The following is a 25,345-nucleotide window of genomic DNA, read 5'->3' as shown; positions in this document are numbered from 1 at the left end:
ACAGTCCTTTCCGGAAAAGATCTCTCAGGTAGAATCGAAGCCGCTCTATCGGCGACGCGGGGAGAGTGGGAGACGCGATCGACACCGGGCCGGCGACCGGTTCGCGAACGCGCCACCGACCGGCGGTCACTCGATCCGCGACAGTTTCCCGTCGACCGACTGTTCGCGTTGCCGGTTCGTCACGACGTGGGCCACGGACAGCAGGAAAAACGCGACGACGACGACGCCTGCGAGCGCGATCGGCGAAATCGCGGACAGCACCGGAACGCCGAGAACCGCGGCGCCGACGAGGGCCGCCCCGATCACGCTGAGCAGGGCGTACCACCGATCCCAGCGGTCCTGTCGGTGGGTATCCGTATCCAGGTACATCATCAGTAGATCGGCGTTGTCCGACAGCGAGATCAGCCCCCGATCCTGGTCGTACTCGACGATTCCGGCGTCGTCCATCTTGGGCAGGTGGGTCTGGTAGAGGGCGACGTACACCCGTTTACGCTGATCCGAACTGAGGGCGTTGACTTCCGTGTCGTTCTCCCAGGCGGCGATCTGTTCGGCGAGTTCACCGAGCGTGACCGTCTCGTCGGCCTCGAGCAAGTACGTGAGGACTTCTCGGCGGCGGCGGTTCTTCAGCAGTTCGAAAATGACGTCCTTCGAGAGTCGCTCTTCTTCGTCGGAATCCGCAACGGAGGCGATTTCGTCAGGTAACGATGTATCGATCGAAGACATTATCGCTGACCTCCGGACGCTGGTCGTCCACGCCAGCACTCCCAGAGTCGACGATCGAGAAGATCACCGGACTGCGGGACCGACAGTGACCGTTGTACGTTCGTTGGGCTCGCAATCACGATTGACACACCAAGTTGTACACCAACAGTGACACTCTTAAGCACGGCCACGTTTTGCACCGGCTGCAAACACGGTACGGATCGTCTTCGCGGCCAGCGTCTCCGCGGATCCCGCAGACTCCAGCGACGTCGCATCACATCGGACGCGACGACTGTTGGTATCGAACGGTTGTGTGGACGTATCGTTGGCGTACGTCGTTGGCGGACGCGGGGACACGGGCGTCGACCACGGTCCGGCGGGCAGATCGGCAACACGGCACTAGTACAGAACGTTCGACTGCAACGACATAAAAGCAAACGTCGGTTCGAACTGGAAACACCCATTTACGCGATGAACACGCGATTTACTTCGTGACCTCACCGAAACGATGGAAACGATTCATGTGGCGTGTTCACGTTGCTCACGCTGGGGCGTCGGATCGTCGATCGGTCCGTCGCGCCCGGACGTAACCGATGGGACACGGTTTCGGCACGAACGTCGTCCGCCCGAACGGGCGGATGGGACGGGAGTGTCGGTCATCTTCCTTCTCTCTTTGGGTTTCACAGTAAGTCGGGGTTTCCCGCGAAACCATGTGAACCCCTTACAGTGTCCGCACGGTTTGCTCCCGGTACTGATGACGCAGTCTATCATCGATACCAGGACCGATTCCCAGGAGGCGGAGCCCGGGCTGTGTCCCGACTGCGAAACCGACACGATCATTCACGACCCGGACCGCAGCGAGCGTGTCTGCGAGGAGTGTGGGCTGGTTCTCACGGAAGATCCGATCGACTACGGTCCGGAGTGGCGTGCCTTCAATGCACAGGAGCACGACGAACTCTCCCGCGTCGGTGCCCCGCTCACCCAGTCGATGCACGACCGGGGACTGACCACGACGATCGACTGGCGAAACCGGGACGCGAACGGTCACTCGATGTCGGCCGACAAACACGGCCAACTCCATCGGCTCCGCGTCTGGCAGGAACGAATCAGAACGAAAAACGCCGGGGAACGGAACCTCAAGTACGCCCTGTCCGAGATCGACCGGATGGTCAGCGCGCTCGGGGTCCCGAAACCCGTCAAAGAGACTGCGAGCGTCATCTATCGACAGGCACTCGAACAGGACCTCATCCGCGGCCGATCGATCGAGGGGGTCGCAACCAGTGCGCTCTACACGGCCTGTCGAAAGGAGGGCATTCCGCGCAGCCTCGAGGAAGTGACCTCCGTCTCCAGGGTCGACCAACGCGAGATCGGCCGCACGTACCGGTACATCGCCGACGAACTCGGCATCAACCTGGAGCCGACGAATCCCCGACAATTCGTGCCTCGGTTCTGCTCCGAACTCGACGTCGACAAGGACGTCGAGACCAAAGCGGTCGAAATCATCGACGAGACGACCGAACAGGGGCTACACTCGGGCAAATCGCCGACCGGGTTCGCCGCCGCCGCGATCTACGCCGCCGGCTTGCTCTGTGACGAGACGATCCCGCAGCGTGCCGTCGCCGACACCGCACAGACGACGGTCGTCACCGTCAGGAACCGGTATCGCGAACAGCTCGAAGCGATCGATCAGTCGCCGGCTACATGATCGATCGATCGTCTCCCAGGTAGGTGTCCTCGTCGACCAGCGCGTGGAGATTGTTGTACGGAACGAACGCGACGAACTGGTCGTTCTCGTCGTACAGTTCGACTCCCTCCTCCACCTGATCGTACCGCTCACAGACGATCTGTCCTTCCGGGAGAATCGCACGAAACATGCGAACACGTACACCGTCCACCGGGATATACTGTTGGGCGAGACGCCAGCAGACGAGGGGGCCGGTTCGTCCCCCGTCGATAGCGGCCGAATCGCGGTCCAGTGCCAGGACCAGGGGGACGGGCGATCGACGGCAGTCGGATCGGTGCTAGACAGTACTCTCGGACGGGTATCCGACAGTACTCGGGCCGGTCCTCGACGGGTCGGCTAGTCCACGCCGGCAGCCGAGTTTCGGACGGATTACCGCAATAGTTATCTAGTTTGCATCGCAACGCCCCCGTGCGGTATCCGCTCACCACTACCGCCTTCGTCCGGCCAACGGCCGGACGACGCGTCCTCGAACCCCGTTCCCGGATCGACACCACCAGCGCGCCGAGCGAAATCGGTTTACCCCCACCGGCGTTAGCCACGTCAGTGACTGACGACTGGTCCTCGCCAGCCGACCCCGACGAATCGATCGACGCCGAGCAGCCAGCGCCGAGCGAAGGCACCACGCCGACCGCGGATCGTGACGAGGACGCGGCCGATCGGTTCTCGCTCGCGGACTTTCACGACGCCTCACAGGAGGTCGGACGGCCGGTGCTGACCGCGGCCGCCGTCGCCCGCGCGCTCGACGTCTCCCACGAGACGGCCAGCGAGGCGCTCGAGGACCTCGCCGACGGCGGCGACCTCCAGCGGCTCTCCGTCGGGACCGATCCGGTCGTCTGGTACCCCAGCGAACTGGAGGACCTGACCGATCGGGAACGCGTGGTCGTGTTCCCGAAACGCCGCGAAATCGTCGTCGATCGTCCCGCCCAGTTCACGCGCGCACAACTCTCCCAGTTCGCCCACCTCGCAGACACCAACGGCGACCAGGGCTATCGCTACGTGGTCAGGCCCGAGGACGTCTGGCAGACGCCCCACGACAGCTTCGACGCCCTCCGTCGAACGATGCGACAGGCGCTCGGTCGTCGATCGGACGCGCTCGAAGACTGGGTCGAGAGCCAGTGGGACCGGGCCCACCAGTTCCGGCTCGCGACCCACGAGGAGGGCTACACCGTCCTCGAAGCCAACAGCGCCGAGATCATGGGGAACGTCGCTCGCCAGAAACTCGACGAAGAGCACGTTCACGCGCCGATCTCCGACACGGAGGACTGGGTTCGCGAGGGATCCGAGGCTGCGATCAAACGGATCCTCTACGAAGCCGGCTACCCGGTACGGGACCACCGCGACCTGGATGCCGGCGAGGCCTTGCCGATCGACCTCCAGGTTCGGCTCCGGGACTACCAGCGGACGTGGGTCGATCGGTTCGCCGAGGCGGGCGAGGGCGTCTTCGTCGGTCCGCCGGGCAGCGGCAAGACCGTCGCAGCCGTGGGCGCGATGGCCCACATCGAGGGCGAGACGCTGGTTCTCGTGCCGAGTCGAGACCTGGCCCGGCAGTGGGCCGATACGATCGTCGACTACACCTCGCTCGAGCCCGGCCAGATCGGCCAGTACCACGGCGGCCGGAAGGAGGTTCGCCCAGTGACGATCGCGACCTACCAGATCGCGGGTATGGACCGCCACCGGTCGCTGTTCGACGACCGCGAGTGGGGGCTCGTGATCTTCGACGAGTGCCAGCACGTTCCCTCGGACGTTTACCGCCGGAGCACCCACCTGCAGTCACGGCACCGACTCGGCCTCTCCGCGAGTCCGATCCGCGAGGACGATCGCCAGACCGAGATCTTCACCCTCGTCGGTCCGCCGATCGGAACCGACTGGGAGGCGCTGTTCGAGTCCGGGTTCGTCGCCGAACCGGAACTCGAGATCCGGTACGTCCCGTGGGGTGACGAGGAACAGGGCAACGCCTACGCGTCGGCGGAGGGCCAGGAGAAGTACCGGATCGCCGCCCGGAACCGGGGCAAGGTCGACGAGGTCAGGTACCTGCTGTCCGCCCACCCCGACTCGAAGGCGCTCGTCTTCGTCGACTACCTCGACCAGGGCCGGGACCTCGCGACCGCCCTCGACGTCCCCTTCCTCAGCGGGGAAACCCCACACCACGAGCGTCGACGATTGCTCGACGAGTTCCGCCGGAACGAACGCGACCTGCTCGTCGTCTCGCGGGTCGGCGACGAAGGGATCGACCTGCCGACCGCGGACCTGGCGATCGTCGCCTCCGGACTCGGCGGGTCGCGCCGACAGGGCACCCAGCGCGCCGGTCGAACGATGCGCCCCGCCGGCGGCGCGCTCGTGTACGTCCTCGCGACGCGTGGCACCCGCGAAGAGGACTTCGCCCGTCGTCAGCTCCAGCACCTCGGCCGCAAGGGGATGACGATCCGCGAAGAGACCGTCGATCGGGACGGAGACGACGAGTAAGGCCCCCCGAAGACGATTTCTACAGTACCCAGTCGAAGCCGTCGATGACAGCCGCTTTTCCACCGGTCTCGACGATCTCCCCGTGCCCCGGAATCACCCGATCGAAATCCCACGCGAGGACGTCCCGGATCGATCGGCGAAACGTCGACTCGTTGGTCACCGTGAGCCGGTACTCGATCGGCGGTGCGACCCGCTCGTAGACGCCGAGTGCCCGTGCGAGGAGTCGCGTTTGCAGCGGGCTCGTCTCATCGACGTGGAAGCCGACGTCCCCGAGAACGACCGTCCCGCTGTGCCGGTGACAGTACGCGATCTCGGTGAGCCATCGGTGGCCGAGGATCGCGACCTGGTCGATATCGGTGGCCCACCGGGGGTCGGGCGTATCGCCGAGAAGGTGGTCGAACGTCAGGTCGGCCCGCCGAACGTCGAGACCGGGCGCGGCGAGCAGTTCGGCTCGCGGGTACGCCGCCCGGTACTGTTCCATGTACAGGTGCCCGTGGAGTTTGCTCGCCGGGGCCACGAACCGGACGGCCCCGAGTTCGTCGAGCGCCTCCCGGAGTTCGACCGTCAACTCGGCCGGCGACTGGACGAAGAGACCGCCGCTCGAGAGACGAACGACCGTCATGATTCGCCCGATATCCACGCCGAAAAACCGGAGCGGCTCTTCGTACGTCCACAGCTGCCGCCCCCGCTCGTCGAGCATCGTACTTCTCATATCCGACGTGGCGCGTAATAAACGATCGCCGCAGCGAGAGGTCGACGGAATGGCGTCGATCGGCCCGCTGGAACGACGACTCGGGTCAGCCGACCTCGGCCTCGAGCGGGGGCGTGTCCGCATCGCCCGCCTCGAGGGCATCGACGCTGACGACGCCGGCACCGCACTCGAGTTCGTCCCGGAGGTCTGCCTCGTCGCCACTCCGATCGACGCCGTCGAGCGCGAGTCGGACGTGGAGGTCGACGGTCGTGTCGTTCAGGCCGGGCGAGATCCCTCGAACGGTCGCTGTCTCGAGTCGATCGACCGCGTCGAGTCGATCGACGACGCGTCGTGCGCCGTCGACGAGATCACCGGTGGCGCGTAGCGGGACGCGAACGGTGACCGTCGCCGCGACGACGGTACTGTGGTCGTTCATGAGGCCCCCGTCGAGAGTCGAACTCGACACCCGGGCCCGCGAACCCGGGAGCAGCGCCTGTTCACTGCGGGAATATCGCGCGCACGATCGACGTAGCCGGACCCGCCGAACACACCAGGCACACGCGTCGAACCGTGTCCGAAAAGGGTGTCGCCGTCCGGCCGGACGCGACGTCACGCGGCGCGGACGGGTGCGATCCCGACCGGCCCCGAAACGGAGCGAGCGAGATCCCGTCCACGACCACCGATCGCGAATCCAGCACCGGTTCGGCTGGACGCGAGACCGCGCGTCCCGGCGTTCGTCCGTGCCGGAGCGCGAGTCGATGGGGTGGTCGGGATCATCGGTCGGAACGTAACTCACACATCCGGCGTGGGTGACATAATACTTTCCGGGGTTTGTTCACAGGACACACACCGGGCGATCGAACCCTGAACGGCAGTCGCTGGATCGCGGACAGCGAACGGGTACTCGTTGCGGCCGCGAGAACCCCTTCGAAGGTATCTCAACCGCCGTCCGACCGGTAATCAGCCGGTAACGACGAGGTAGCGTGTTCGAACGCGGGCCGTTTCGAAGCACTCTCGGCCCGGATACCGGTTCGAAAGGCCCAAGCCATCCCTCGCCAACTCTCCGGCGAATGCAATCGGGTGCGATCCCTGTCGCCGAGCTTTCGGGTGGGTTCGACCTGTACCGAACGCTCGAGAGCGGCCAGAGCTACCTCTGGCGTCGATCGGACGGCGAGATGTACACCGGCGAACCGGCACCCGGGGCGTGGTATTACACCGTCGTCGACGGCTCGGGAGACGGGTCGTCTTCCGGCGGAGTGATACGCGTCCGCCACCGGAACGACGCGCTGGAGTGGCAGTCGTCGACCGACGCCGAGTCGGTCCTGCGGAACCTCCTGCGGCTGGACGACGACCTCGAAGCGATCGCCGCGGCCGCCCCCGACGACCCGCTCGTCCGGGAGGCCTACGATGCCCATCGGGGCATGCGACTCGTCGAGGATCCGCCCTTCGGGACGCTGATCTCCTTTATCTGTTCGGCCCAGATGCGCGTGAGCCGCATCCACGACATGGTCTCGACGCTGGCCCGCGAGTACGGCGACCCGATCGCGTTCGACGGGGAGACGTACCACGCCTTCCCGACGCCGGAACAGCTCGCGGCCGCGACCGAGGCGGAGCTCCGTGACCTCGGGCTGGGCTATCGCGCCCCCTACGTCGTGCGAACGGCCGAGATGGTCGCCTCCGGCGAGGCCCACCCAGCGGAGGCTCGCGACCTCGAGTACGAGGCCGCGCGGGAGTATCTGACCCAGTTCGTCGGCGTCGGCGACAAGGTGGCCGACTGCGTCCTCCTCTTTTCGCTCGGCTTCGACGAGGCCGTACCGCTCGACACCTGGATCCGGTCGGCGATCGAGGAGTACTACCCCGACTGCGATCGGGGCTCGTATGCGGCGACCTCCCGGGCGATACGCGACCGCCTCGGGGGTGAGTACGCGGGCTACGCCCAGACGTACGTGTTCCATTTCCTCAGAACTGGTGGACGAGACCCGTAGGGACACGATACCAGCACGTTCGCCCGTAGAACGAATTCGAGGAAACGGGACACTCCGATCGCGACCCGGGATCGCTCCCGTATCCTCATACGTGCGCTACGCGATCGTCCACGAGGCCGGTGCGCTCGGGGGAAGCGTTGCACGATCGCTACGCTGCAGTGGTCGATTCGACCTCCGGAGAGACAAGGCGAGCGCCTCGGGTCAATCCCGAGGCGGTTCACGAGGTGCCCGATCCCGACATCGAACCAGTCGTCGAGTTGCCGAACATTCCGTCACTCCCGGTAGTGCGATCGACTGCGCGTGTGCCGGATGGCCGCGATCGAGTTCCCGTCGCTCTGTTGTCGTCCTTCAGCTAGAGTAGCAACTGAAAGTCAGTGCACACCTAATCGCAGGACGGCTTTGCGATCAGTGTGTGAATCGTTTCAGTTGCTACTATAGGTATTTCAGTGAAAGAACTGCACGGGACGGATGCGAACTGAACGTATTTCTGTTTGAATTCGAGAGGCGATCAGCACGACCGGATCGCCGGTGTCACTTCGGCGCGACGACCTCGGAACACGATGGACACTCGGCGAAAACGCCGTCCGCTCCGTCCTCGCGTTCGTACTCGATTAGCTGCCAGCCGCTCGGGATCGAACTGCCGCACTCAGGACACCGACCGAGCGTCGACTGATCACCGTTCATAGACGTTGGAAGGGGGTGGGGCGTGTGACAAGAGAGCCCACCGGCTGTAGGTGAGTACTCAACTTATTTAAAAATTTGGTAGGTTAAATATTTAGAAATTGTAGCTATAACTACATCTATCGGCCTGAATCCGATTCACTGCAGAGGGATTTGAGACTATCGGCAGCTTCATAACTTTGACATTATTCGCCAGTTTCGGTTCGAGAGTTCGGAAATGCGAGGGGTTTTAAGCGGTTTTTAGCCAAACCAGCGACCGGTGTGGCGACGACTGACCGTCAACGTCGACATCGACATCGACCTTCGGCCCCGTCTCGGTGCTGGCATGCCCCGAAGCCGCCAGAACAGTTACGGTGGAGTTGACTCCGCGGCGAGTCCGGTGAGGATCCGGTGCGCGAGGCCGAGCACGGCTACTCGTCGTAGTCCCCGCGACCAGCACGGGCCCAGTAGGCCTGCGAAACGAGCATCGTTCCGAACACGACGACGAGCACTGCGGCGACGCCGATCGCGACGGTCTCGCCGAGCAGGTAGTACGCGAGCGCGGTCGCGACGAGAACGAACAGGATCGAACCGAACAGTAGTTCGAGGAGTTCCCGCAGCGTGGCTCGCCGACCCGAGACGTCGAGGAACTCCTCCTCGAATCGATCGATGAGGCCCATCAGCGGAACTCCCCGAGCGTCCGCTGGTCGCGCTTCAGCGGTCGTGCCCGGAAGCCGTACTCGGTCGCGAGCAGGTCCGCGAACTCCTCGTCGAAGCCGTGGTGGGTGTAGACGACCTCGGGGTCGATCTCGCGAACCGTCGCGACGAGTTCGTCGAAGTCGCAGTGGTCGGTCAGCGGGAAGGTGACGTCGTAGCCGCCCCGATAGCGGAACGAGTCGTCGACGGCCCAGCCCGAAAACCCCGCCTTCAGTCCGTCCTCGCGATCGACCACGGTTTCGACCCAGTCCGATCGGGCCTGGTTCGACGGCAGGATCACGATTTCGTCGGTCAGCCCCCGCAGGGAGTCGTACGGCTGGCCGGCGAACGCGAGTTCGGTCGCCGACTCGATCGCTCGCGTGACCTCGTGGATCGTGTCCGAGACGAGGATCTCGCGGTCAGTTGCGTTCTGTGCGATCCACTGGAGTTTCTGTGCGCGGCCGAGCGAGTAGCCGAACAGGAACAGCGGCCGATCGGCGGCGTCGCGTAGCCAGTCCGCGATCGCCGATTCGAGGTCGGACTGGGCGGGAAACCGGTACTCCGGGCTGCCGTAGGTGGTCTCGATCACGAGCACGTCGGCCTCGACGGCCGAGGGATCGAACCCCTCGAGGTAGCACCGATCGCGCGTCGAGACGTCGCCGGTGTAGCAGTAGCGGCGGCTGTCCCCGTCCTCCAGCAGGGCCGCACGGGAACCGACGACGTGGCCCGCCGGGACGAGTTCGATTCCCGCCGCGCGCTCGACGAATTCGAATTCGATCCCGGTCCGGGCCGCCGCGATCGCTGCCGTCTCGGCCGAACAGACGACGGTTTCGGGGGTCGATCGGAACGTGTGATCGGCGTGGGCGTGGCTCACGACGTTGATCTCGCCGACGGCGCTCCGCGCGTCCGCGACGATGCCGGCGTCGTCGGTGCCAGCGAACTCGAAGTGGATGCCGTCTCGATGGCGTACGGTCACTGCAGGCGGATAGGTGCTGGAACACCGTCGGGTTGTCGCTTCCGCGGTCCCGACGTCGCGGACGACCTCACGCCGGCCGGATTTCCGATCGAGACGCGTTATTACGCGACTCGAACAGCGAGGCAAGTACGCTACCGCGGCCTTCGGGCCGCGATACTCAACGTGAATTCTCGTTCTAACCGCTTCGCGTCGTAGGCGAATACTCGTGAGTGATATTCCCACTACTGCTCAATCACAAGGGGACTCCATATGCGATAATTATGCCCGTAATGGGGAACCGATAGGAACTAACGGCGGCCGTTGTAACCCAATAGTTATGTACCATTCGCACCATACTATCGCTCGATGGAACGCCAAGTGCAGCACCGTCGCCCGTCCCGTTCATCCTCGCCCGGGTTCGACCGTATCGACAGCTCCGTGGCCGTTCCGACGCTCGTCTGCGGCCTCGCTCGTCAGCACGCGCAATGACGCTGTACGATCGCGTCGCGGACCTCCCGCTGACGGTAGAGACTGAGGAACGGACCAGCCGTCGCCGGGAGACCTCGAACGGGTCCACCCGCGTCACGTCGACGTTCGTCCTGCTGGCGGGAGACGAGTTCGGCGCTGGCGAGGACGTTACCTACGAGGCCGTCGACCACGAGGCGTTGCCCGATCCGCCGGTGTTCGACTTCGCGGGCGAGTACACGTTCGACGAGTTCTCCCGGTCGCTCGACGACGTGGATCTCTTCCCGACGAAGCCGCCCGAGCGCGAGATATCCCGAAACTACCGGCGCTGGGCCGTCGAGAGCGCCGCGCTCGACCTGGCGCTCAAGCAAAACGACGCGACGCTCGCGTCGCTGCTCGATCGCGAGCGGTCTCCAGTTCGGTTCGTCGCCAGCGCGCGGTTACCGGACGGCGACCCTGCGCGAGTCGAAGAGACGCTCGCGGTCAACCCCGAGTGCGAGTTCAAACTCGATCCGACCGCGGAGTGGACCGAGGAGACGTTCGCGATGCTCGCGGAGACCGGCGCTGTCCGCGCGCTCGACCTGAAGGGCCAGTACGAGGGGACGGAGGTCGATCAGCCGGCAGACCCCGCGCTCTACCGACGGGTCTTCGAATCGTTCCCCGATGCCGTCGTGGAGGACCCGGCGGTCTCCGAGGACGTCCGGGACCTTCTCGCGGCGAACGCGGACCGCCTCTCGTGGGACGCGCCGATCCACGGCGTGGACGACCTGCGCGGGCGGCCGTTCGAACCGACCTGGTGTAACGTCAAACCGTCGCGGTTCGGGACCGTCCGGTCGCTGTTCGAGACGATCGAGTACTGTGAGGACCACGATATCGACATGTACGGTGGCGGGCAGTTCGAACTCTGCGTCGGTCGCGGACACGTACAGCTGCTCGCGTCGTTGTTTTACCCCGACGGCCCGAACGACGTCGCGCCGCGATCGTACAACGAACCGGAGGTCAGATCAGAACTGCGCGGGAGTCCGCTCGAACCGCCCGAAGACCCGGTCGGCATGGAGTGGAAACAACTCGAGTGACACGGGGCGATCGCCGTCCGGACGACACGCGCGATCGGACGGACGAGCATGATTTTTGCCGATCGCGATCGATGGCTCGTACATGACGGATCGAACCCGTGCCCACGTCTTCGTCTCGGGAAAGGTACAGGGCGTCTACTACCGGGCGACGACTCGCGACACGGCCCGCGAGCACGGCGTCGACGGCTGGGTCAAGAACTTAGACGACGGTCGCGTCGAGGCGGTCTTCGAGGGACCCGAGGACGCCGTCGAATCGATGGTCGAGTTCTGTCACGAGGGCAGCCCGGCGGCCGACGTCGACGACGTCGAGGTCGAGTACGACGAGCCACGGGGCGAGGACGGATTCGAGATCCGGTACTGATCGACGTGCTGTACCGTCCGACGTGACCATCGTCCCCGAGAAAACCGATCGCCGCGTCAGTAGGTGAACAGATCGACGCCCCCGGTGACGCCGACGACCTGTCCGGTGACGAACCCCGCCTGCTCGCTGGCGAGGTAGGCGACGAGGTTGGCCACGTCCTCCTCGCGGCCGAGGTGTCCCGCGGGGGTCGCACGGGCGATGTCCGCCCAGTGTGGATTGACGTCCTCGATATCGTCCGGGTCCATCTCCGCGAGTTGGCCGACGACGATCGATGGCGCGATGATATTCGAGGTGACGCCCTCGGGGGCCCCTTCCAGCGCGAGCGTCTTGCCGAAGCCGACGAGTCCGGATTTCGTCGTCGAATAGGATAACTGGCCGAAGCCGCCGTGAGTCCCGGCGACCGAGGACATCGAGATGACCCGGCCCCAGCCGCGATCGCACATCGCCGGGAAAATCCGTTCGGTGATGTTGTAGGTCCCGGTGAGGTTGATCTCCATGTCGCGATCCCAGAGGTCGTCGTCCAGGTCGCCCACTCGGCCGACGGCGTCGACCATCCCCGCGTTGTTGACGAGGACGTCGACGCCGCCGGTTTCCTCCCGCACGGCCTCGACGGTGTCGGCAACCTCGTCCCGATCGGTCAGGTCGCACCCGACGGCCATGGCGTCCCCGCCGTCGGCTTCGATCTCGTCGGCGACCTCCCGTGCGCCCTCCTCGTTCACGTCGAGGACGACGACCTCGGCGCCTTCCTCCGCGAGTACGTGACAGTCCGCGCTCCCGATTCGTCCCGCGCCCCCGGTCACGAGGGCAGTCCTGTCGTCGAGTCCGAACTCCATACCCGGTCCTATTCATGCCGGTGTGTGTTAACGTTTCGTGACCGATCGTCCGTGGTCGGTTCCGTTTTTTCGACCGGTGGATTGATGCGCGATCCGACAGTTCTCTGTGGTATGGTGACACAGGAACAGGTGTCCGGCGTCAGCTTCGGCGTCGACGAGGAGACGCGACTCGTGCTCGACAGCCTCGACGAGTTCGTCGCAAGGGAGGTCGACCCGATCGAGTCGGACCTGGGCGAGACGTGGTCGAATCCCCGGCTTCGCCACCGGCCCGACGGGCGCTACGTCGACGAGGTCGTCGACGCCATCGAACGGATCCGGAAGCGCAGCGCCGACGCGGGGTTCTACGCGATGAACCTCCCCGAGGAGGTCGGCGGCGAGGGCGTCTCGACCGTGACGTGGTATCGCGCCAAGCGCCACGTCGCCAGCCACGGCACGGGACTCACCAAGTTCGTCCTCGCCGGCCCGGAGGGACCGAAGCCGCTGCTCGCGGCCGCCGAGGGTGACCAGGTCGATCGCTACCTTGAACCGGCGATCGCCGGCGAGAAGTCGACCGCCTTCGCGCTGACGGAGCCCGGGGTGGGTTCGGACGCGCCGGACATGGAAACGTCGGCCGAAACGGATGGCGACGAATGGGTGCTGAACGGGCGCAAACAGTGGATCACGAACGCGCCCTACGCCGACTTCGTGCAGGTGTTCGCCCGGACGACGCCCCAGTCGGAGGCGGGTCGGTACGGCGGCATCACCTGCTTTCTCGTCGAGGCCGACGAGTACGACCTGGGCGCGATGAACAACGCGGTCGGGATGGAGGGGATGCAGGCCGAACTCGTCTTCGACGACGTTCGCCTCTCCGAGGATCGGGTGCTCGGCGAGGTCGACGCCGCGTTCTACACCGCCATGGAGTTCCTCTCGCTCGGCCGGCTGGAACTGGCCGCCGAGGCCGTCGGCTTCGCGGAGCACCTGCTCGAACGCGGCGTCGAGTACGCGAACCAGCGCGAGGCGTTCGGCCGATCGATCGGCTCGTTCCAGGGCATCTCGCACAAACTCGCCCGCGGCCGGGCGCGATCGTACGCGGCCGACGCGGCCGGATTACGCGCGGCGTGGGAACTCGAGCGGTCCGGGTCGGCGATCGAGGCGGCGTCGATCTGCAAGTGGTTCGCGACGAACGTGCTCTGGGACGTCGCCGACGACGTCGTCCAGGTCCACGGCAGCAACGGTCTCGCGGAGGAAAACCCCTACGTCGACCACCTGCTGCTCGGTCGCATTCTCCGGATCGTCGAGGGCACCGACGAGATCCAGTTGAACACGATCGCCGACCGACTCGGAATCGACTAAGGGGAACCGTCGTTGCCGGAACGGTCAGCCGGCTAGAGGCGCTCGACGATCGTCGCAATCCCCTGCCCGAACCCGATACACATCGTCGAGAGACCGACGTCGTCCCCGCGGCGCTCCAGTTCGTGGACGAGTTTCGTGAGCAGGGCCGACCCCGTCGCTCCCAGCGGGTGGCCGTGGGCGATCGCGCCGCCGTTGACGTTGGTATCCTCCCACGAAGCTCCGGTTTCCTCGAGCCACGCCGCGACGACGGACGCGAACGCCTCGTTGACCTCGAAGAGGTCGACGTCGTCGATCGTGAATTCGGTCTTCTCGAGGACGCCCTCGGTCGCGGGGATCGGCCCGGTGAGCATCGTAACGGGGTCGACTCCGACCACCTCGGTCTGGACGATCCGGGCCATCGGCTCCCAGCCGTGCTCTTCGGCCGCTTCTCGGCTCGTCACGAGCACCGCGCTCGCGCCGTCGACGATCCCCGACGAGTTGCCCGCGTGGATCACGCCGTCGCCCTCGCTCCTGAACGCGAGCGGGAGATCCCCGAGGTCGTCGACCGTCGACTCCGGTCGGGGGTGGCCGTCCGTGTCGACAACGCGCGTCTCGTCGTCGTCCTCGACCCGGACGGGTACGATCTGAGAGTCGTACCGACCGTCGTCCCACGCCGCCTTCCAACGGTGCTGGGACTCGACGGCGAGTTCGTCGAGTTCGCGCCGATCGAACCCCCACTGCTCGGCGATCCGTTCCGCGCTCTCGCCCTGCTGGACCAGTTCGTCGTAGTGATCGAAGTAGGTCTCCGTCACGCCGCCGAAGTCGCTTCCCATCGGGACGCGGGTCATGTGTTCCACGCCGCCGGCGACGATGACGTCGTGTGCTCCGGTTGCGATCGCGCCCGCGGCGAAGTTGATCGCCTGTTGTCCGGAGCCACACATTCGGTTCAACTGGACGCCCGGCACGTCGTCGCCCCAGCCGGCGACCAGCGGGGCGATCCGCCCGACGTTGCCGCCCTGCTCGTCGATCGGGCTCACGCAGCCGTAGATGACGTCCTCGATGGTCTCCTGCGGGTCGAATCCGAGCCGTTCCTCGAGCGCGATCAGCGGCTCCGCGGCGAGGTCCTGCGGGTGAACGTCCGCGAAAGCCCCGCCTCGCGCCCCGAACGGCGTCCGAACGGCGTCGACGATGACAGCCTCTCGCATACGAGTCCTGTCACCGACCAGCACGAAATATACTGCGACCGAGTCGGCCGCGGTCGGGCCCCGCTCGCGAGGCCGACGGGGCTGGAACCACGGGAGCGACCTCCGCAATCTTGAACGGTCGTCCGGTCGAACCCCTGCGTATGATTACAGGCGAGCGGATGGCCGCAGTCGACGAGAACGCCGCCGCGCTCGGCGTGCCGCGAAAGCAGTTGATGGAGTCGAGCGGGAACGCCGTCGCCCGGCGGATCAGGGAGATCGCCGACCCCGGCGATCGGATCGTCGTCGTCGCGGGGCGCGGGAACAACGGCGGGGACGCGTTCGTCGCCGTCCGTTTTCTCCCCGAGTACGACGTGACGACGCTCTTGCTCGGCCGATCGGCCGCGATCGGGACGGAGATCGCCCGAGAGAACTGGGACGCCCTCCAGCGGGCGGAGTACGACACCCGGGAAGTGACCGACTCGAGCGGGGTCGAACTGCCGGACTGCGACGTCGTGGTGGACGCCATGCTCGGGACCGGGATCACCGGCGAGTTGCGCGAACCCGCCGCCACGGCGGCGCGGGCGATCAACGGGTCCGACGCGACCGTCCTCGCGGTCGACGTCCCCTCCGGGTTCGACGCGGACGGCGGCGACCGCGCCGCAAACGGCGTGGCGGCCGACCACGTCGTCACCTTCCACGACGAGAAGCCGGGCCTCTCCGATCTCGACGCCGAGGTGACCGTCGCTGACATCGGCATTCCGGCGGCGGCGGAACGCTTCGTCGGTCCCGGCGACGTTCGACTCGCCCGGCCCGCGGATCGCGAGGGCCGTCCGTACGTCATCGGCGGCGGTCCCTACACCGGGGCACCGGCGCTGGCCGCACAGGCCGCGCTGCGGGCCGGTGCGGAACTCTCCTTCGTCGCCGCACCCGAGTCGGTCGCGGGCGAGATCCAGGGCTACGCCGAGGACCTGATCGTCCAGTCCTACGAGAACGACGTCCTCACGCCGGACCAGGTCGACGACCTCGTCGACACGGCCGAGCGATACGACGACGTCGTCGTGCTCGGTCCCGGCCTCGGCACCGCGGACGAGACGCTCGAGGCCGCCCGCACGTTCCTCTCGACCTACACGGGACCGGCGGTCGTGGACGCCGACGCGCTGGAAATCGTGCCCGAGATCGAGACCGACGCGACGCTCGTCTGCACCCCGAACCGCCGGGAACTCGCGGGAATGGGCGGTCCCGAGACCGACTCCCTGCGCGAGGCGGTCGACGAAATCGAGTCCTTCGCGGCCGACCTCGGTCACGTCGTCCTCGCGAAGGGGGCCGCGGACGTCGTGACCGACGGCGAGCGAACGCGGATCAGCCGATCGGGCACGCCCGGAATGAAAGTCGGCGGGACCGGCGATACGCTCGCCGGCATCGTCGCCGCGCTGCTCGAGCACGCCGATCCGCTCGACGCCGCGGCGGCGGCCGCCCGCGTGAACGGCCGCGCGGGCGAACGACTGGCCGAGCGGGACGCGCACGGCTTCCTCGCGTCGGATCTGCTCGCGGAACTTCCCGCGGTCCTGTGGGGTGAGACGGATGAGTGACGACCGATCGGAGCCGACGGCGGACGCGACCGACGACGGTCCCGAACGCGGTACCGCGGCCGACGACCTCACCCACACCACCGACGAGGGCGACGTCCAGATGGTCGACGTCGGCGACAAACCCGACAGCGAGCGCCGGGCCGTCGCGGCCGGCGAAATCCACCTCCAGCCGTCGACGATCGAGGCGATCAGGGAAGACCGGATCGGGAAGGGTGACGTGCTCGCGACCGCTCGCGTCGGGGCGATCCAGGCCGTCAAACACACCTGGGAGACGATTCCGATGTGCCACCAGATCCCGATCACGAACGTCGACACCGCGTTCGAGTTGCGAGACGATCGGGTCGAACTCGAGGTAGCGGTCGAGACCACGGGGAAGACGGGCTGCGAGATGGAGGCCCTCGAGGGCGTCACGACGGGGCTGAACGTCGTCTGGGACATGGTCAAGGCCGTCGAGAAGGACGACGACGGCCAGTACCCCGATACCGGGATCGAGAACGTGCGGGTCCTAGAGAAGGAGAAACGTCGCCGAGAACGATCGGGATGAACGACGCTGGAGACGCCACTCCGTACCGCGCTCGACGCCGCGTCCCCCGCCCGAGAGCCGATCGGTCGGGACCGGCCACCGTCTGACGCGGGACGCTCTCGATTGCTGCTGCCGGCACCTACTTTTGTTCGACCCTGAAAGACTGACCCATGTCGTTCGAGGACGTGGACGAGCCGACGATCGGATCTGGGGACGCCGGCGGTCCCGACTCGGGCGCGACGGTGCAGGGCCCGCTCGACGCGAACCCCGATCGAGCCGAGCGCGTCTCGGCACCCAGCGACGCCTTTCAGGCGCTCGGTAACGAGATCCGGCTAGAAATTCTCGAGACGGTGCTGGCGGAGACCCGGGGCACCGACGCGGAACGCGTCCAGTTCTCGACGCTGTTCGAGGAAACGGACGTCGACACGTCCGCCGGATTCGCCTACCACCTCGAGCAACTCGTCGGTCCCTACCTTCGAAAGCACGACGACGGGTACGAACTCACCTACGCCGGCCTGCAGGTCGCGAGAGCGATCGCGACCGGTGCGTACACGCACCGCGTCGATCATCCGCCCGTCCCCCTTTCGGACGCCTGTCCGTTCTGTGACCGGGAGGCCCTCGCCGCACGATCGACCGACAACGTCGTGACGATCGCCTGTCGCGAGTGTGAACGATCGCTGCTCCGACTCGGCTTTCCGCCGTCCGGACTCGATGCTCACGGCGAGACGTTTCCCGAGGCGTTCGATCGTCACCACCGGCATCGGCTCTCGCTCATGCACGACGGCGTCTGTCCGGAGTGTAGCGGCGACGTGACCGCCCGGCTGGTCACGCCCGCGACCGCCGTCGCCGACGAACTTCCGGCCGAACTCACGGATCACGTCCAGGCCGAATTCGAGTGTGGCTGCTGTGGCACCGAGGTCCGCTGTCCGGTGACGCTCGCGTTGCTCGACCATCCGGCGATCGTGTCGTTCTACCACGAACACGGGCAGGACGTCCGGAACCGGCCGATCTGGAACGTCGGTCACGAGTGGTCGGAAACGATCCTCTCGGAGGAGCCACTCGCAGTTCGCGTCACCGCAACGCTCGGGGACGACGTCCTCGCACTCTACGTCGGTGCGGGAGTGGACGTCGTCGACGTACAGCGATCGGCGGCCGACGCGTAGGTTCGAACGGGTCGATCGTCGGTAGCCGATCGCGCCGGACCGGAGCGATTCCCGTCGGTCGATGCGACTACGAGGCGATTTCCTCGAGGTGGCCCTCGATCTCGGCATCCGAAATTCTCTCGACCGTTGCCGATTCGGGATCGATCGAGCGGACGTCGAGCGCGGCCGGGTCGAGCGTGTCCTCGACCGTCGCCTGGAGCGCCTCGAGCGCCGTGTGGGTCCCCCACCGGCGATCGGCGCGTTCCGATCCCGCCGCGTCGCCGATCCGGTCCTCGAAGAACCGGGTTCGCTCGTCCCCGTCGGTCCCGATCGCGACCGCGTCCCAGCCGTAGGCGGTTCCGCTGGGATCGACCTCGAACAGACGCGGTCGGCTGCCATCAGTCCGCCGCTCGACGCCACCGACGAGCAACGCCGCACCGTACGGACGCGAGCCACCGCGCTGGGTGTTCGTCTGGATCCGATCGGCGAGCTGGTTCGCGAGCGCCTCGATCCCGATCGGCTCCCCGTATCGCACCCGGTGTTGCTGGCCCGTCCGGCGAGCGACGTCGACGAGCTGTCGAGCGTCGGCGGCGTGTCCCGCCGACGCGATCGCGACGTGATCGTCGACCAGGTGAATCTTCTCGACGGACGACGACTCGAGTAACGGCGATCGGAGTCGCTTTCGGGCCGCGAGGACGACCCCCGCGTCGGTCGTCACACCGACGCTCGGTGACCCCCGTTCGACGGCTTCCCGTGCGTACTCGACCTGGTAGAGCCGTCCGTCGGGCGAAAAGAGGGTACTGCCCCGATCGTATGCCTGCTGGTGACTGCTCGGCTCCATCTCAGGCTCCCTCCGCGCTCGAAACGGTCGTCGCCGCGACGGCGTCCCCTGGGGCGTCGAAGACCTCGATTTCGAGGTCGTCGCCGGTGATCGTCGCGATCGTCATCCCGTCACCGCTGGCGGTATCCCGTTCGGTCGCGCTGTAAACGGCTCTGGCAGCGGTCTCCCGGAGGTCGGCCAGCGGGAGGTCGGACTCGTAGGCACCTTCGAGGGCGCCGTACGCCAGTTGCATTCCGCTGCCACTCGCCGCGTACTCGGTGCGCATGACACCGCCGCCGGGGCCGATCTGGTACACCGCCGGTTCGTCGTCGACCCCGCCGAGGACGAGATCGAGGATCCGGTAGGTCCCCCGTCGAACCAGATCGCCGGCGACCGTCGCCGCCGTCTCGATCGACGCCGACCCGTCGTGGCGTAACGCGTACAGCCGGAGTTCGGCGCGCAACCCCCGAACGAACGACTGCGCGTCGCTGACGCTCCCCGCGAACGCGACGGCCGTCCGATCGTCGACGGGCGCGATCTTTCGAGCCGTTCGATTCGTCACGAACTGGCCGCCCAGGCTCGCTCGCGTGTCGGCGGCGAGGACGACCCCGTCCGCACCGACGGCGCCGAGCGTCGTGGTTCCGGTCGTGACGATTTCGCTCGTGTCGGCCGTACTGGCGTGTCCGTCCGTCCGTCCGGGAGCGAACGGTGGTTCGATTTGACTCCGTACCGTCGATCGATTCGAATCCTGGCCCGCTGACGGGCACGCCGTGGTCTGTCTGGTGCATCACCGGACAGGAGGGGGCTCGCGGGATTAACTGTTAGCTAAAATATATTTTAGCCGGGCGGGCGTACGAACCCGTTTCGACGGATCGTGTCCACCAGTCCCGCCTACACGTTCGGACCGAACTGCGCGGGTCGAGGGGACAGCGACGCTCTCTCCCCTAAAGGTCCATGCCGCCGTTGACGTCGATCACTTCGCCGGTGACGTACGAGGAGTCCTCGCTCGCGAGGAACTGGACGACCGCCGCGATGTCCTCGACCTCGGCGAGTCGCTCGAGCGGAATCCCGGCGATGATCCGATCGAGGACCTTGTCCGGGACGGATTCGAGCATGTCCGTGCGCGTGAAGCCGGGGGCGACGCAGTTGGCGGTCGACCCCCCTTTCGCGAGTTCGAGCGCGATCGTTCGGGTGAAGCCGAACATGCCGCTCTTGGCGGCGGCGTAGTTCGCCTGGCCGAAGTTGCCCTGCTTGCCGACGACGCTGGAGATGTTGATCAATCGCCCCTCGTGGGCGTTCCAGATGTCGTCGTAGAACACCTGGGTACAGTTGAACATCCCGCCGAGGTTGACGTCCATCACGCGATCCCACTCCTCGCGGGTCATATCCGTGAACTGCTCGTCCGCGGTGATGCCGGCGTTGTTCACCAGTACGTCGGCGGGCCCGAACGCCTCGTGGCAGACCTCGTGCATGTGTTCGACCTCATCGCGTACGGAGACGTCGGCCTGCGCCGCGACTGCCTGTCCTCCCGCCGACTCGATCGCGTCGACGGCTTCGTGGGCGGGCCCCTCAGACGATCGGTAGTTGACGACCACGTTCGCCCCCTCTTCGCCGAGGTACTCCGCGATACCCCGTCCGATGCCACGTGCCGAACCTGTGATGACACAGGTGCGTCCCTCCATAGACATGGTCGGAACGTTCCACGTCCGATGCTAAATAACGACCTGTGGGATAACAGAACATACAGCAAATCGAACGTGTTTTCCGCTCGGCCTCACCGGTTGCCAGCCGCCGACTCCAGTCTCGCCGGTGATCGTTCCCGGGGCCTGCCGCCGATCGGCGATATCACCGGCTGACGGGATTGTTCCGGAGAGCCGTGTCAAAAACCGACGTGACCACGACCGTGACCCTGATCCGAAGCCCGATCCCGATCGGACTCAGCCACCGAATCGGCTATCGGTTCGTCGCCTGCTCGATCCAGTCCTCGATCCGGCTCGGCGAGATTCCCGTTTCGGTCGCGAGTTCGGCGACGTCGGCGGCTGCGAGGTCGTCGAACGTCTCGATACCGGCCTCGGTGAGATCCTCCGCGTAGGCCTGGCCGACGCCGGTGAGGTCGGTGAGGTCGTCCGCGGACTCCTCGGTGATCTCCTCGTCGGTGACGTCCTCGGCGATGGCCTCGTCGACGGCCATCTCGCCCGGTTCCGCGGGCGCTTCCTGGACGTCGTCTTCCGCGCGTTCGGCGATCTCCTCGTCGGACCGCGCTTCACCGGGGAGGTCGTCGGCCTTCCGATCGACGGTCGCGCTGCCGTCGGTCAGGCCCTCGGCACCGCTCTCGTCGCCCGCGACGTCTTCGGCGAGGGCTGCGTCGGCCGTTTTGGGCTCCGACGTCTCCGGCGCGGCGTCGGATTCACGTGGCTCCGCCGGTGTTTCGCCGTCCCCGCTCGATCGGGCCTCGAACCAGTCACAGACGTCGGGCCAGAGTTCGGCGTGGCTCCGCGAGGAGACGGACATGCCGATGTGACCCGTCGCGAACTCCATGATCTCGGTGTCGTCGGAGGTGATCTTCTCGTTGAACGGCTTGGAGGCCTCCGGCGGGATGAGGTGGTCGTACTCCGCGACGATCTGGAGGACGGGCATGTCGATGTTGGTGATGTCGACGTGCTTGCCGTTCAGGTGGAGTTCGTTCTCGTACAGCTTGTTGTCCTGGTAGATGTCCTCGATGAACTCCTCGTAGGCGGCGCCGGCGACGTCGATCCCCTCGCCGAGCCAGCGCTCCATCCGGGCGAAGTTCTCGACGAAGTCCTCGTCCTCCACGTTGTCGTAGAAGCGGACGTACTTCGTCAGGTTGTTCGCGATCGGATCCATCAGCGCGAACCCGATGTCGAGGAACTCCGCGGGGACGTTGTCGAAGGTTTCGGTCACCTTCTCCGGGTCGTAGTAGTTCTCGGCCCCCCAGAGTTCGAGGACGCCGCCGTCGCCGGCGAAGCACAGCCCGGCGGCCATCAGGGCGAGATTCTCGACCTTCTCGGGGTTGAGCGCGGCGTACATGGCCGACTTGGTGCCGCCCATACAGTAGCCGAGGACGTTGATCGCATCCTGGCCTGAGCGCTCGCGCACGACGTCGACGCAGTTGTCGATGTACCGGGTAACGTAGTCGTCGAGGGTGAGCGATCGATCGAGCTTGGACGGCTCGCCCCAGTCGATCAGGTAGACGTCGAAGCCGGCCTCGAGCAGCGTCTGGACGACCGATCGGTCCGGCTGCAGGTCGAGGATGTACGGCTTGTTGATCAGCGCGTAGACGACGAGAATCGGGATGTCGTGTTGCTCCTCGGTCATCGGCTCGTAGTGGAGGAGCCGGAGCTTGTTCTCCTCGTAGACGACCTCGCTCGGGGTCTGGCCGACCTCGACGTTCTCGAGCGTTTCGGTTCGCTCGGGTGCGACGCGGCTCTTGTCGGCCAGGTCGGCCGCACCTTCCCAGGCCTGCCGCTGGATGTCCAGAACGGTTGCGTATGGGTTGTTCATTGCTCGTCTTCGATGTGTTCGAGGACGCGGTCGAGTTTTTGCTCGACGGCGTGTTGGCGACGCTCGAGTTCGACGAGACGATCGCCGACCTCCACGACGTCGCCCTCGGTCGCGAAGCCGAGGTTGTGCAGCGTCTCTTCGGCGGCTTCGTCGGCCTGCTGCTGGAGTTCGAGGACGTCGCCGACGGTTTCACCGGTCATCTTGGCGAAGGCCGTCGTCGACATGATCTCCTTGAACGCCTCGTTGGCCGTGTTGAGCCAGACGTCACGGAACTCCTCGATCTCGACGTCTTCGCCCTCGAGGGCGTCGTTCATTCGCTCGACCATCTGCTGGGAGGCGTTCATCCACGTCTCGTAGGCGCGGGCGTAGCCCTCGACGCCGTCCGAAATCTCGGTGTCCTCGCTGACCTCGCCGACGGCTTCCGACCAGCTCTCGACGAACCGGGCCTGGGCCTCCATGTTGTCCTCGAGCGTCTCGAGGAACTGTTCGTTCCACTGTTCGACGAATGCGTTCCAGTTCTGCGCCTGGGGCTGCTGTGAGTCTGCCATTGGCTAAAATTGGGGTGCTAGTGTGAAAAGACTGAGGGCTCTCTACGCCGAGACGTCGAACTCGTCGGCGGCCTCTTCGACGTTTTCGGCGACGGCCGTCACGTTCTGCTCGACCTGCTCGTGGGCCTCGAGGAAGGCGTCGAACGAGGAGTCGACGACTTCTGAGTAGTTGCCGGCGAACTCGTCGTAGGCGGCTTCGGATTCCTCGATCGCCTCGACGACGGCCTCGAGGGACTGCGACTGGGCCTCGGTGGCGGCGTCGAAGCCTTCGTCGACGAGTTCACGGGCCTCGTCGAAGTCGGCTGCCTCTTCGGGGAGCGAGGCTTCCATGGCGTCGAAGTAGGCGTGAATCGCGCCCTTCGTGAGTTCGGCGTTGGACTCGAACATCGCGCCCGACGTCTGAACGACGTCGGCGACGGCGCTGATCGAGGTCTTCTGGGCCTCGAGAGCGTCGTGGGTGAGGTTCTGGGACTGTTCAACTGCGGTGCGCTGTGCGTCGAAGATTTGCGTCATAGGGTTCTGAGTCATGATTGATCCTCTCGGTTGCGTTTGACGGGCACGACAATCGTCTGGACGATATCTCCCTCTTCGATGTCGAGGGCTTCCCGTTCCGGGCCGGGAATGCTGATCCGACCGCCGCTCTGGACGCGAGCCTTGAACGTCGCCGTTCCCATGTTCATCGGGCCGAGTGCCGACGTGCTCTCGAACGGGTTCGAGGAACTCGCCTGCATCAGCTTCCGCATCATCTCCTGCTGGGATTCGGCGACCTGCTCGCCTGCCTCCTGCATCTGTTCGGTGAACATCGCAGGCGGGAACCAGAGCGATCGGTCGGAGTCGTCCGTCATCAACTGTACGGAGGGCCCCGATCGTAATAAAGCTTGCCCTCAGATACCATCTGATACCATGAAATGGTGTACGTGGTATCTGGTAGTTCAGATAGCATCGGATGGCGTGTCCTGTACCGGGAGTATCGGATAGTGTCCCCGTACCGGATCACGAGGGCATCGCACGCCGGGGCGCGTTACGATAACGTCGACGCTGTATACGTCGACGATCGGCGGGATTCGCCGCTGATCGACGGAATCTCCGTGGGCCCGCGAGAGTGAATGCTCTATCCTGGCAACGTACAAGCGATGCACGCCGGCGAAATCAAGGTCGAGGGCTGGTAGGCGCGCGATCGCAACCGGCCGATCCGGAATCGGGACGACCTCGACCGCTCGACGAATCCATCTCGACCGTCCCACCGATCGAACGGCCCCACAGATTCGATCCGAAAGTCAGTAATACCCGATTTCGGACAGTAAGTGTGGATTGCTTCGGCCAAAGAAGTCATAACCCCCACACGCTTATGCGCGGGTAGATGTCACACCAGAACTCTGGGGGGAGTAACTTCGCTGCCATGACGAACGCGTGGACGGCGATGACCCGGACCCTCCTGCAGAGTGCGACGGCTGCGAACCGTGCTGCAGTCTCTGCCATGCTCCCCGCCTCCGAGGACACGAACTGTGCGGACAGCGACAGCGTTCCTGCGTCCATTCCCTCGATCGATCACTCGAGTCTCGACTGGCAGTTCGATCGGACCGTCGACGATCCGGATCAGATCAGCGTCGGCGACACCGTGACCTTCGAGAAGGTCCTTTCCGACGAGGACGTTCGCGCCTTCGCCCACGTCAGCGGCGACACGAATCGCCTCCACCTCGACGAGGGGTTCGCCGCCGACACGCGCTTCGGCGAGCGCATCGTCCACGGGACGCTCGTCTCCGGGTTGATCAGTGCGGCGCTGGCCCGACTCCCCGGACTCACGATCTACCTCTCGCAGGACCTCGAGTTCAGCGGGCCGGTCGGCATCGGCGATCGCGTCTCCGCACGCGTAGAAATCGTCGAGGACCTCGGCAACGACCAGTACCGTCTCGAGACGGTCATCCGCAACGAGGACGACGACGCGACGGTGATCAACGGCGAGGCCGTCGTGCTGATCGACGACCTGCCCGAGTAACTCGAGACGCCACCCCCCACTCTTCTCACTCTCGCCACGTCCCGGTTCTCGGCGACGATCCTTCTCGGACATATAAGTA

At 65.8% G+C, this 25,345-nt stretch carries 26 protein-coding genes; 10 read left to right on the top strand and 16 right to left on the bottom strand.

The window, feature by feature from the left end:
• Nucleotides 1-126: 126 nt before the first annotated feature.
• Nucleotides 127-723 (bottom strand): DUF7344 domain-containing protein, encoded by a 597-nt coding sequence (locus tag MUG98_RS12595; RefSeq protein WP_265107797.1) that lies wholly within the window; start codon nucleotides 721-723, stop codon nucleotides 127-129.
• A 733-nt stretch (nucleotides 724-1,456) separates the two neighbouring features.
• On the opposite strand from MUG98_RS12595, the gene MUG98_RS12590 reads away from it, so the two are divergent.
• Nucleotides 1,457-2,407, top strand: coding sequence for a transcription initiation factor IIB (locus MUG98_RS12590; protein WP_265107796.1), 951 nt, complete (start codon nucleotides 1,457-1,459; stop codon nucleotides 2,405-2,407).
• On the opposite strand, the gene MUG98_RS12585 is transcribed toward MUG98_RS12590, so the two are convergent.
• Complete coding sequence (locus MUG98_RS12585; RefSeq protein WP_265107795.1) at nucleotides 2,400-2,576, bottom strand: hypothetical protein; 177 nt, start codon at nucleotides 2,574-2,576, stop codon at nucleotides 2,400-2,402. The genes MUG98_RS12590 and MUG98_RS12585 overlap by 8 nt on opposite strands.
• 413 nt (nucleotides 2,577-2,989) lie before the next feature.
• Between MUG98_RS12585 and MUG98_RS12580 the strand changes: the two genes are divergently transcribed.
• Nucleotides 2,990-4,909, top strand: coding sequence for a DEAD/DEAH box helicase (locus MUG98_RS12580; RefSeq protein WP_265107794.1), 1,920 nt, complete (start codon nucleotides 2,990-2,992; stop codon nucleotides 4,907-4,909).
• Between the two features lie 19 nt (nucleotides 4,910-4,928).
• Here MUG98_RS12580 and MUG98_RS12575 read toward each other — a convergent pair whose 3' ends face one another.
• Together MUG98_RS12575 and MUG98_RS12570 are read right to left on the bottom strand one after the other, a co-directional pair.
• Nucleotides 4,929-5,609 (bottom strand): DUF4336 domain-containing protein, encoded by a 681-nt coding sequence (locus MUG98_RS12575; RefSeq protein ID WP_265107793.1) that lies wholly within the window; start codon nucleotides 5,607-5,609, stop codon nucleotides 4,929-4,931.
• A 97-nt stretch (nucleotides 5,610-5,706) separates the two neighbouring features.
• Nucleotides 5,707-6,036: a hypothetical protein gene (locus tag MUG98_RS12570; RefSeq protein ID WP_265107792.1), complete on the bottom strand. Its 330-nt coding sequence runs from the start codon at nucleotides 6,034-6,036 to the stop codon at nucleotides 5,707-5,709.
• A 634-nt stretch (nucleotides 6,037-6,670) separates the two neighbouring features.
• Here MUG98_RS12570 and MUG98_RS12565 point away from each other — a divergent pair.
• A complete protein-coding gene (locus MUG98_RS12565) occupies nucleotides 6,671-7,585 on the top strand; it encodes a DNA-3-methyladenine glycosylase family protein (RefSeq protein WP_265107791.1) in 915 nt (304 codons plus the stop codon).
• A 531-nt stretch (nucleotides 7,586-8,116) separates the two neighbouring features.
• On the opposite strand, the gene MUG98_RS12560 is transcribed toward MUG98_RS12565, so the two are convergent.
• The 3 genes from MUG98_RS12560 to MUG98_RS12550 all read right to left on the bottom strand — a co-directional run bounded on the left by MUG98_RS12560 (nucleotide 8,117) and on the right by MUG98_RS12550 (nucleotide 9,917).
• Nucleotides 8,117-8,269: a phage terminase large subunit family protein gene (locus tag MUG98_RS12560; protein WP_265107790.1), complete on the bottom strand. Its 153-nt coding sequence runs from the start codon at nucleotides 8,267-8,269 to the stop codon at nucleotides 8,117-8,119.
• A gap of 407 nt (nucleotides 8,270-8,676) precedes the next feature.
• A complete protein-coding gene (locus MUG98_RS12555; protein WP_265107789.1) occupies nucleotides 8,677-8,925 on the bottom strand; it encodes a hypothetical protein in 249 nt (82 codons plus the stop codon).
• A complete protein-coding gene (locus MUG98_RS12550) occupies nucleotides 8,925-9,917 on the bottom strand; it encodes an MBL fold metallo-hydrolase (RefSeq protein WP_265107788.1) in 993 nt (330 codons plus the stop codon). Before MUG98_RS12550 ends, MUG98_RS12555 begins: the two co-directional genes overlap by 1 nt.
• Nucleotides 9,918-10,381: 464 nt before the next feature.
• Between MUG98_RS12550 and MUG98_RS12545 the strand changes: the two genes are divergently transcribed.
• Nucleotides 10,382-11,437 (top strand): enolase-like domain-containing protein, encoded by a 1,056-nt coding sequence (locus MUG98_RS12545; protein ID WP_265107787.1) that lies wholly within the window; start codon nucleotides 10,382-10,384, stop codon nucleotides 11,435-11,437.
• Between the two features lie 82 nt (nucleotides 11,438-11,519).
• Nucleotides 11,520-11,798 (top strand): acylphosphatase, encoded by a 279-nt coding sequence (locus MUG98_RS12540; RefSeq protein ID WP_265107786.1) that lies wholly within the window; start codon nucleotides 11,520-11,522, stop codon nucleotides 11,796-11,798.
• Nucleotides 11,799-11,854: 56 nt separating this feature from the next.
• On the opposite strand, the gene MUG98_RS12535 is transcribed toward MUG98_RS12540, so the two are convergent.
• Nucleotides 11,855-12,631, bottom strand: coding sequence for an SDR family NAD(P)-dependent oxidoreductase (locus tag MUG98_RS12535; protein ID WP_265107785.1), 777 nt, complete (start codon nucleotides 12,629-12,631; stop codon nucleotides 11,855-11,857).
• A 111-nt stretch (nucleotides 12,632-12,742) separates the two neighbouring features.
• On the opposite strand from MUG98_RS12535, the gene MUG98_RS12530 reads away from it, so the two are divergent.
• On the top strand, nucleotides 12,743-13,963 hold the full coding sequence (locus MUG98_RS12530) for an acyl-CoA dehydrogenase family protein (RefSeq protein WP_265107784.1): 1,221 nt from the start codon (nucleotides 12,743-12,745) through the stop codon (nucleotides 13,961-13,963).
• 32 nt (nucleotides 13,964-13,995) lie between these two features.
• On the opposite strand, the gene MUG98_RS12525 is transcribed toward MUG98_RS12530, so the two are convergent.
• Nucleotides 13,996-15,147 carry a thiolase family protein gene (locus MUG98_RS12525; protein ID WP_265107783.1) on the bottom strand — a complete coding sequence of 384 codons (1,152 nt, stop codon included), beginning with the start codon at nucleotides 15,145-15,147 and terminating at the stop codon, nucleotides 13,996-13,998.
• Nucleotides 15,148-15,287: 140 nt separating this feature from the next.
• On the opposite strand from MUG98_RS12525, the gene MUG98_RS12520 reads away from it, so the two are divergent.
• The 3 genes from MUG98_RS12520 (at nucleotide 15,288) to MUG98_RS12510 (ending at nucleotide 18,401) form a co-directional block, all read left to right on the top strand.
• On the top strand, nucleotides 15,288-16,715 hold the full coding sequence (locus tag MUG98_RS12520; RefSeq protein ID WP_265107782.1) for an NAD(P)H-hydrate dehydratase: 1,428 nt from the start codon (nucleotides 15,288-15,290) through the stop codon (nucleotides 16,713-16,715).
• Complete coding sequence (moaC, locus tag MUG98_RS12515) at nucleotides 16,708-17,259, top strand: cyclic pyranopterin monophosphate synthase MoaC (RefSeq protein WP_265107781.1); 552 nt, start codon at nucleotides 16,708-16,710, stop codon at nucleotides 17,257-17,259. The genes MUG98_RS12520 and moaC overlap by 8 nt, the downstream gene beginning before the upstream one ends.
• Before the next feature lie 149 nt (nucleotides 17,260-17,408).
• On the top strand, nucleotides 17,409-18,401 hold the full coding sequence (locus MUG98_RS12510; protein WP_265107780.1) for a DUF7351 domain-containing protein: 993 nt from the start codon (nucleotides 17,409-17,411) through the stop codon (nucleotides 18,399-18,401).
• Between the two features lie 67 nt (nucleotides 18,402-18,468).
• Here MUG98_RS12510 and MUG98_RS12505 read toward each other — a convergent pair whose 3' ends face one another.
• The 7 genes from MUG98_RS12505 to MUG98_RS12475 all read right to left on the bottom strand — a co-directional run bounded on the left by MUG98_RS12505 (nucleotide 18,469) and on the right by MUG98_RS12475 (nucleotide 24,115).
• Nucleotides 18,469-19,221, bottom strand: a complete 753-nt coding sequence (locus MUG98_RS12505) for an archaeal proteasome endopeptidase complex subunit alpha (RefSeq protein ID WP_265107779.1) — start codon at nucleotides 19,219-19,221, stop codon at nucleotides 18,469-18,471.
• 1 nt (nucleotide 19,222) lies between these two features.
• The gene (locus tag MUG98_RS12500) at nucleotides 19,223-19,855 is read right to left on the bottom strand and encodes a proteasome subunit alpha (RefSeq protein WP_265112453.1); all 633 of its coding nucleotides are present in this window, start codon (nucleotides 19,853-19,855) and stop codon (nucleotides 19,223-19,225) included.
• A 289-nt stretch (nucleotides 19,856-20,144) separates the two neighbouring features.
• Nucleotides 20,145-20,888, bottom strand: coding sequence for a beta-ketoacyl-ACP reductase (locus MUG98_RS12495; protein ID WP_265107778.1), 744 nt, complete (start codon nucleotides 20,886-20,888; stop codon nucleotides 20,145-20,147).
• 265 nt (nucleotides 20,889-21,153) lie between these two features.
• Nucleotides 21,154-22,722 (bottom strand): class III poly(R)-hydroxyalkanoic acid synthase subunit PhaC, encoded by a 1,569-nt coding sequence (phaC, locus tag MUG98_RS12490; protein WP_265107777.1) that lies wholly within the window; start codon nucleotides 22,720-22,722, stop codon nucleotides 21,154-21,156.
• Nucleotides 22,719-23,270, bottom strand: coding sequence for a poly(R)-hydroxyalkanoic acid synthase subunit PhaE (locus MUG98_RS12485; RefSeq protein WP_265107776.1), 552 nt, complete (start codon nucleotides 23,268-23,270; stop codon nucleotides 22,719-22,721). The genes phaC and MUG98_RS12485 overlap by 4 nt, the downstream gene beginning before the upstream one ends.
• Nucleotides 23,271-23,312: 42 nt before the next feature.
• Entirely contained in the window at nucleotides 23,313-23,798 is a 486-nt protein-coding gene (locus MUG98_RS12480; RefSeq protein ID WP_265107775.1) for a hypothetical protein, read from the bottom strand.
• Nucleotides 23,795-24,115 carry an AbrB/MazE/SpoVT family DNA-binding domain-containing protein gene (locus MUG98_RS12475; RefSeq protein ID WP_265107774.1) on the bottom strand — a complete coding sequence of 107 codons (321 nt, stop codon included), beginning with the start codon at nucleotides 24,113-24,115 and terminating at the stop codon, nucleotides 23,795-23,797. The genes MUG98_RS12480 and MUG98_RS12475 overlap by 4 nt, the downstream gene beginning before the upstream one ends.
• Nucleotides 24,116-24,630: 515 nt before the next feature.
• Here MUG98_RS12475 and MUG98_RS12470 point away from each other — a divergent pair.
• Nucleotides 24,631-25,266 (top strand): MaoC family dehydratase, encoded by a 636-nt coding sequence (locus MUG98_RS12470; RefSeq protein WP_265107773.1) that lies wholly within the window; start codon nucleotides 24,631-24,633, stop codon nucleotides 25,264-25,266.
• Nucleotides 25,267-25,345 lie beyond the last annotated feature (79 nt).

This window comes from Halosolutus halophilus (genome assembly GCF_022869805.1).
GTDB lineage: Archaea > Halobacteriota > Halobacteria > Halobacteriales > Natrialbaceae > Halosolutus > Halosolutus halophilus.
Note: the sequence above shows the minus strand (reverse complement) of the source record. Positions and strands in the feature narration are given on the sequence as shown.

What these genes read in the sequence shown, in the direction of transcription:
- MUG98_RS12480 (WP_265107775.1), bottom strand. Translation starts at nt 23,798, where the DNA reads ATGACTCAGAACCCTATGACGCAAATCTTCGACGCACAGCGCACCGCA.
- MUG98_RS12495 (WP_265107778.1), bottom strand. Translation starts at nt 20,888, where the DNA reads ATGTCTATGGAGGGACGCACCTGTGTCATCACAGGTTCGGCACGTGGC.
- MUG98_RS12510 (WP_265107780.1), top strand. Translation starts at nt 17,409, where the DNA reads ATGTCGTTCGAGGACGTGGACGAGCCGACGATCGGATCTGGGGACGCC.
- MUG98_RS12565 (WP_265107791.1), top strand. Translation starts at nt 6,671, where the DNA reads ATGCAATCGGGTGCGATCCCTGTCGCCGAGCTTTCGGGTGGGTTCGAC.
- phaC (WP_265107777.1), bottom strand. Translation starts at nt 22,722, where the DNA reads ATGAACAACCCATACGCAACCGTTCTGGACATCCAGCGGCAGGCCTGG.
- MUG98_RS12475 (WP_265107774.1), bottom strand. Translation starts at nt 24,115, where the DNA reads ATGACGGACGACTCCGACCGATCGCTCTGGTTCCCGCCTGCGATGTTC.
- MUG98_RS12530 (WP_265107784.1), top strand. Translation starts at nt 12,743, where the DNA reads ATGGTGACACAGGAACAGGTGTCCGGCGTCAGCTTCGGCGTCGACGAG.
- MUG98_RS12520 (WP_265107782.1), top strand. Translation starts at nt 15,288, where the DNA reads ATGATTACAGGCGAGCGGATGGCCGCAGTCGACGAGAACGCCGCCGCG.
- MUG98_RS12525 (WP_265107783.1), bottom strand. Translation starts at nt 15,147, where the DNA reads ATGCGAGAGGCTGTCATCGTCGACGCCGTTCGGACGCCGTTCGGGGCG.
- MUG98_RS12555 (WP_265107789.1), bottom strand. Translation starts at nt 8,925, where the DNA reads ATGGGCCTCATCGATCGATTCGAGGAGGAGTTCCTCGACGTCTCGGGT.
- MUG98_RS12535 (WP_265107785.1), bottom strand. Translation starts at nt 12,631, where the DNA reads ATGGAGTTCGGACTCGACGACAGGACTGCCCTCGTGACCGGGGGCGCG.
- MUG98_RS12585 (WP_265107795.1), bottom strand. Translation starts at nt 2,576, where the DNA reads ATGTTTCGTGCGATTCTCCCGGAAGGACAGATCGTCTGTGAGCGGTAC.
- MUG98_RS12570 (WP_265107792.1), bottom strand. Translation starts at nt 6,036, where the DNA reads ATGAACGACCACAGTACCGTCGTCGCGGCGACGGTCACCGTTCGCGTC.
- MUG98_RS12560 (WP_265107790.1), bottom strand. Translation starts at nt 8,269, where the DNA reads ATGAACGGTGATCAGTCGACGCTCGGTCGGTGTCCTGAGTGCGGCAGT.
- MUG98_RS12575 (WP_265107793.1), bottom strand. Translation starts at nt 5,609, where the DNA reads ATGCTCGACGAGCGGGGGCGGCAGCTGTGGACGTACGAAGAGCCGCTC.
- MUG98_RS12470 (WP_265107773.1), top strand. Translation starts at nt 24,631, where the DNA reads ATGTCACACCAGAACTCTGGGGGGAGTAACTTCGCTGCCATGACGAAC.
- moaC (WP_265107781.1), top strand. Translation starts at nt 16,708, where the DNA reads ATGAGTGACGACCGATCGGAGCCGACGGCGGACGCGACCGACGACGGT.
- MUG98_RS12485 (WP_265107776.1), bottom strand. Translation starts at nt 23,270, where the DNA reads ATGGCAGACTCACAGCAGCCCCAGGCGCAGAACTGGAACGCATTCGTC.
- MUG98_RS12590 (WP_265107796.1), top strand. Translation starts at nt 1,457, where the DNA reads ATGACGCAGTCTATCATCGATACCAGGACCGATTCCCAGGAGGCGGAG.
- MUG98_RS12505 (WP_265107779.1), bottom strand. Translation starts at nt 19,221, where the DNA reads ATGGAGCCGAGCAGTCACCAGCAGGCATACGATCGGGGCAGTACCCTC.
- MUG98_RS12540 (WP_265107786.1), top strand. Translation starts at nt 11,520, where the DNA reads ATGACGGATCGAACCCGTGCCCACGTCTTCGTCTCGGGAAAGGTACAG.
- MUG98_RS12545 (WP_265107787.1), top strand. Translation starts at nt 10,382, where the DNA reads ATGACGCTGTACGATCGCGTCGCGGACCTCCCGCTGACGGTAGAGACT.
- MUG98_RS12595 (WP_265107797.1), bottom strand. Translation starts at nt 723, where the DNA reads ATGTCTTCGATCGATACATCGTTACCTGACGAAATCGCCTCCGTTGCG.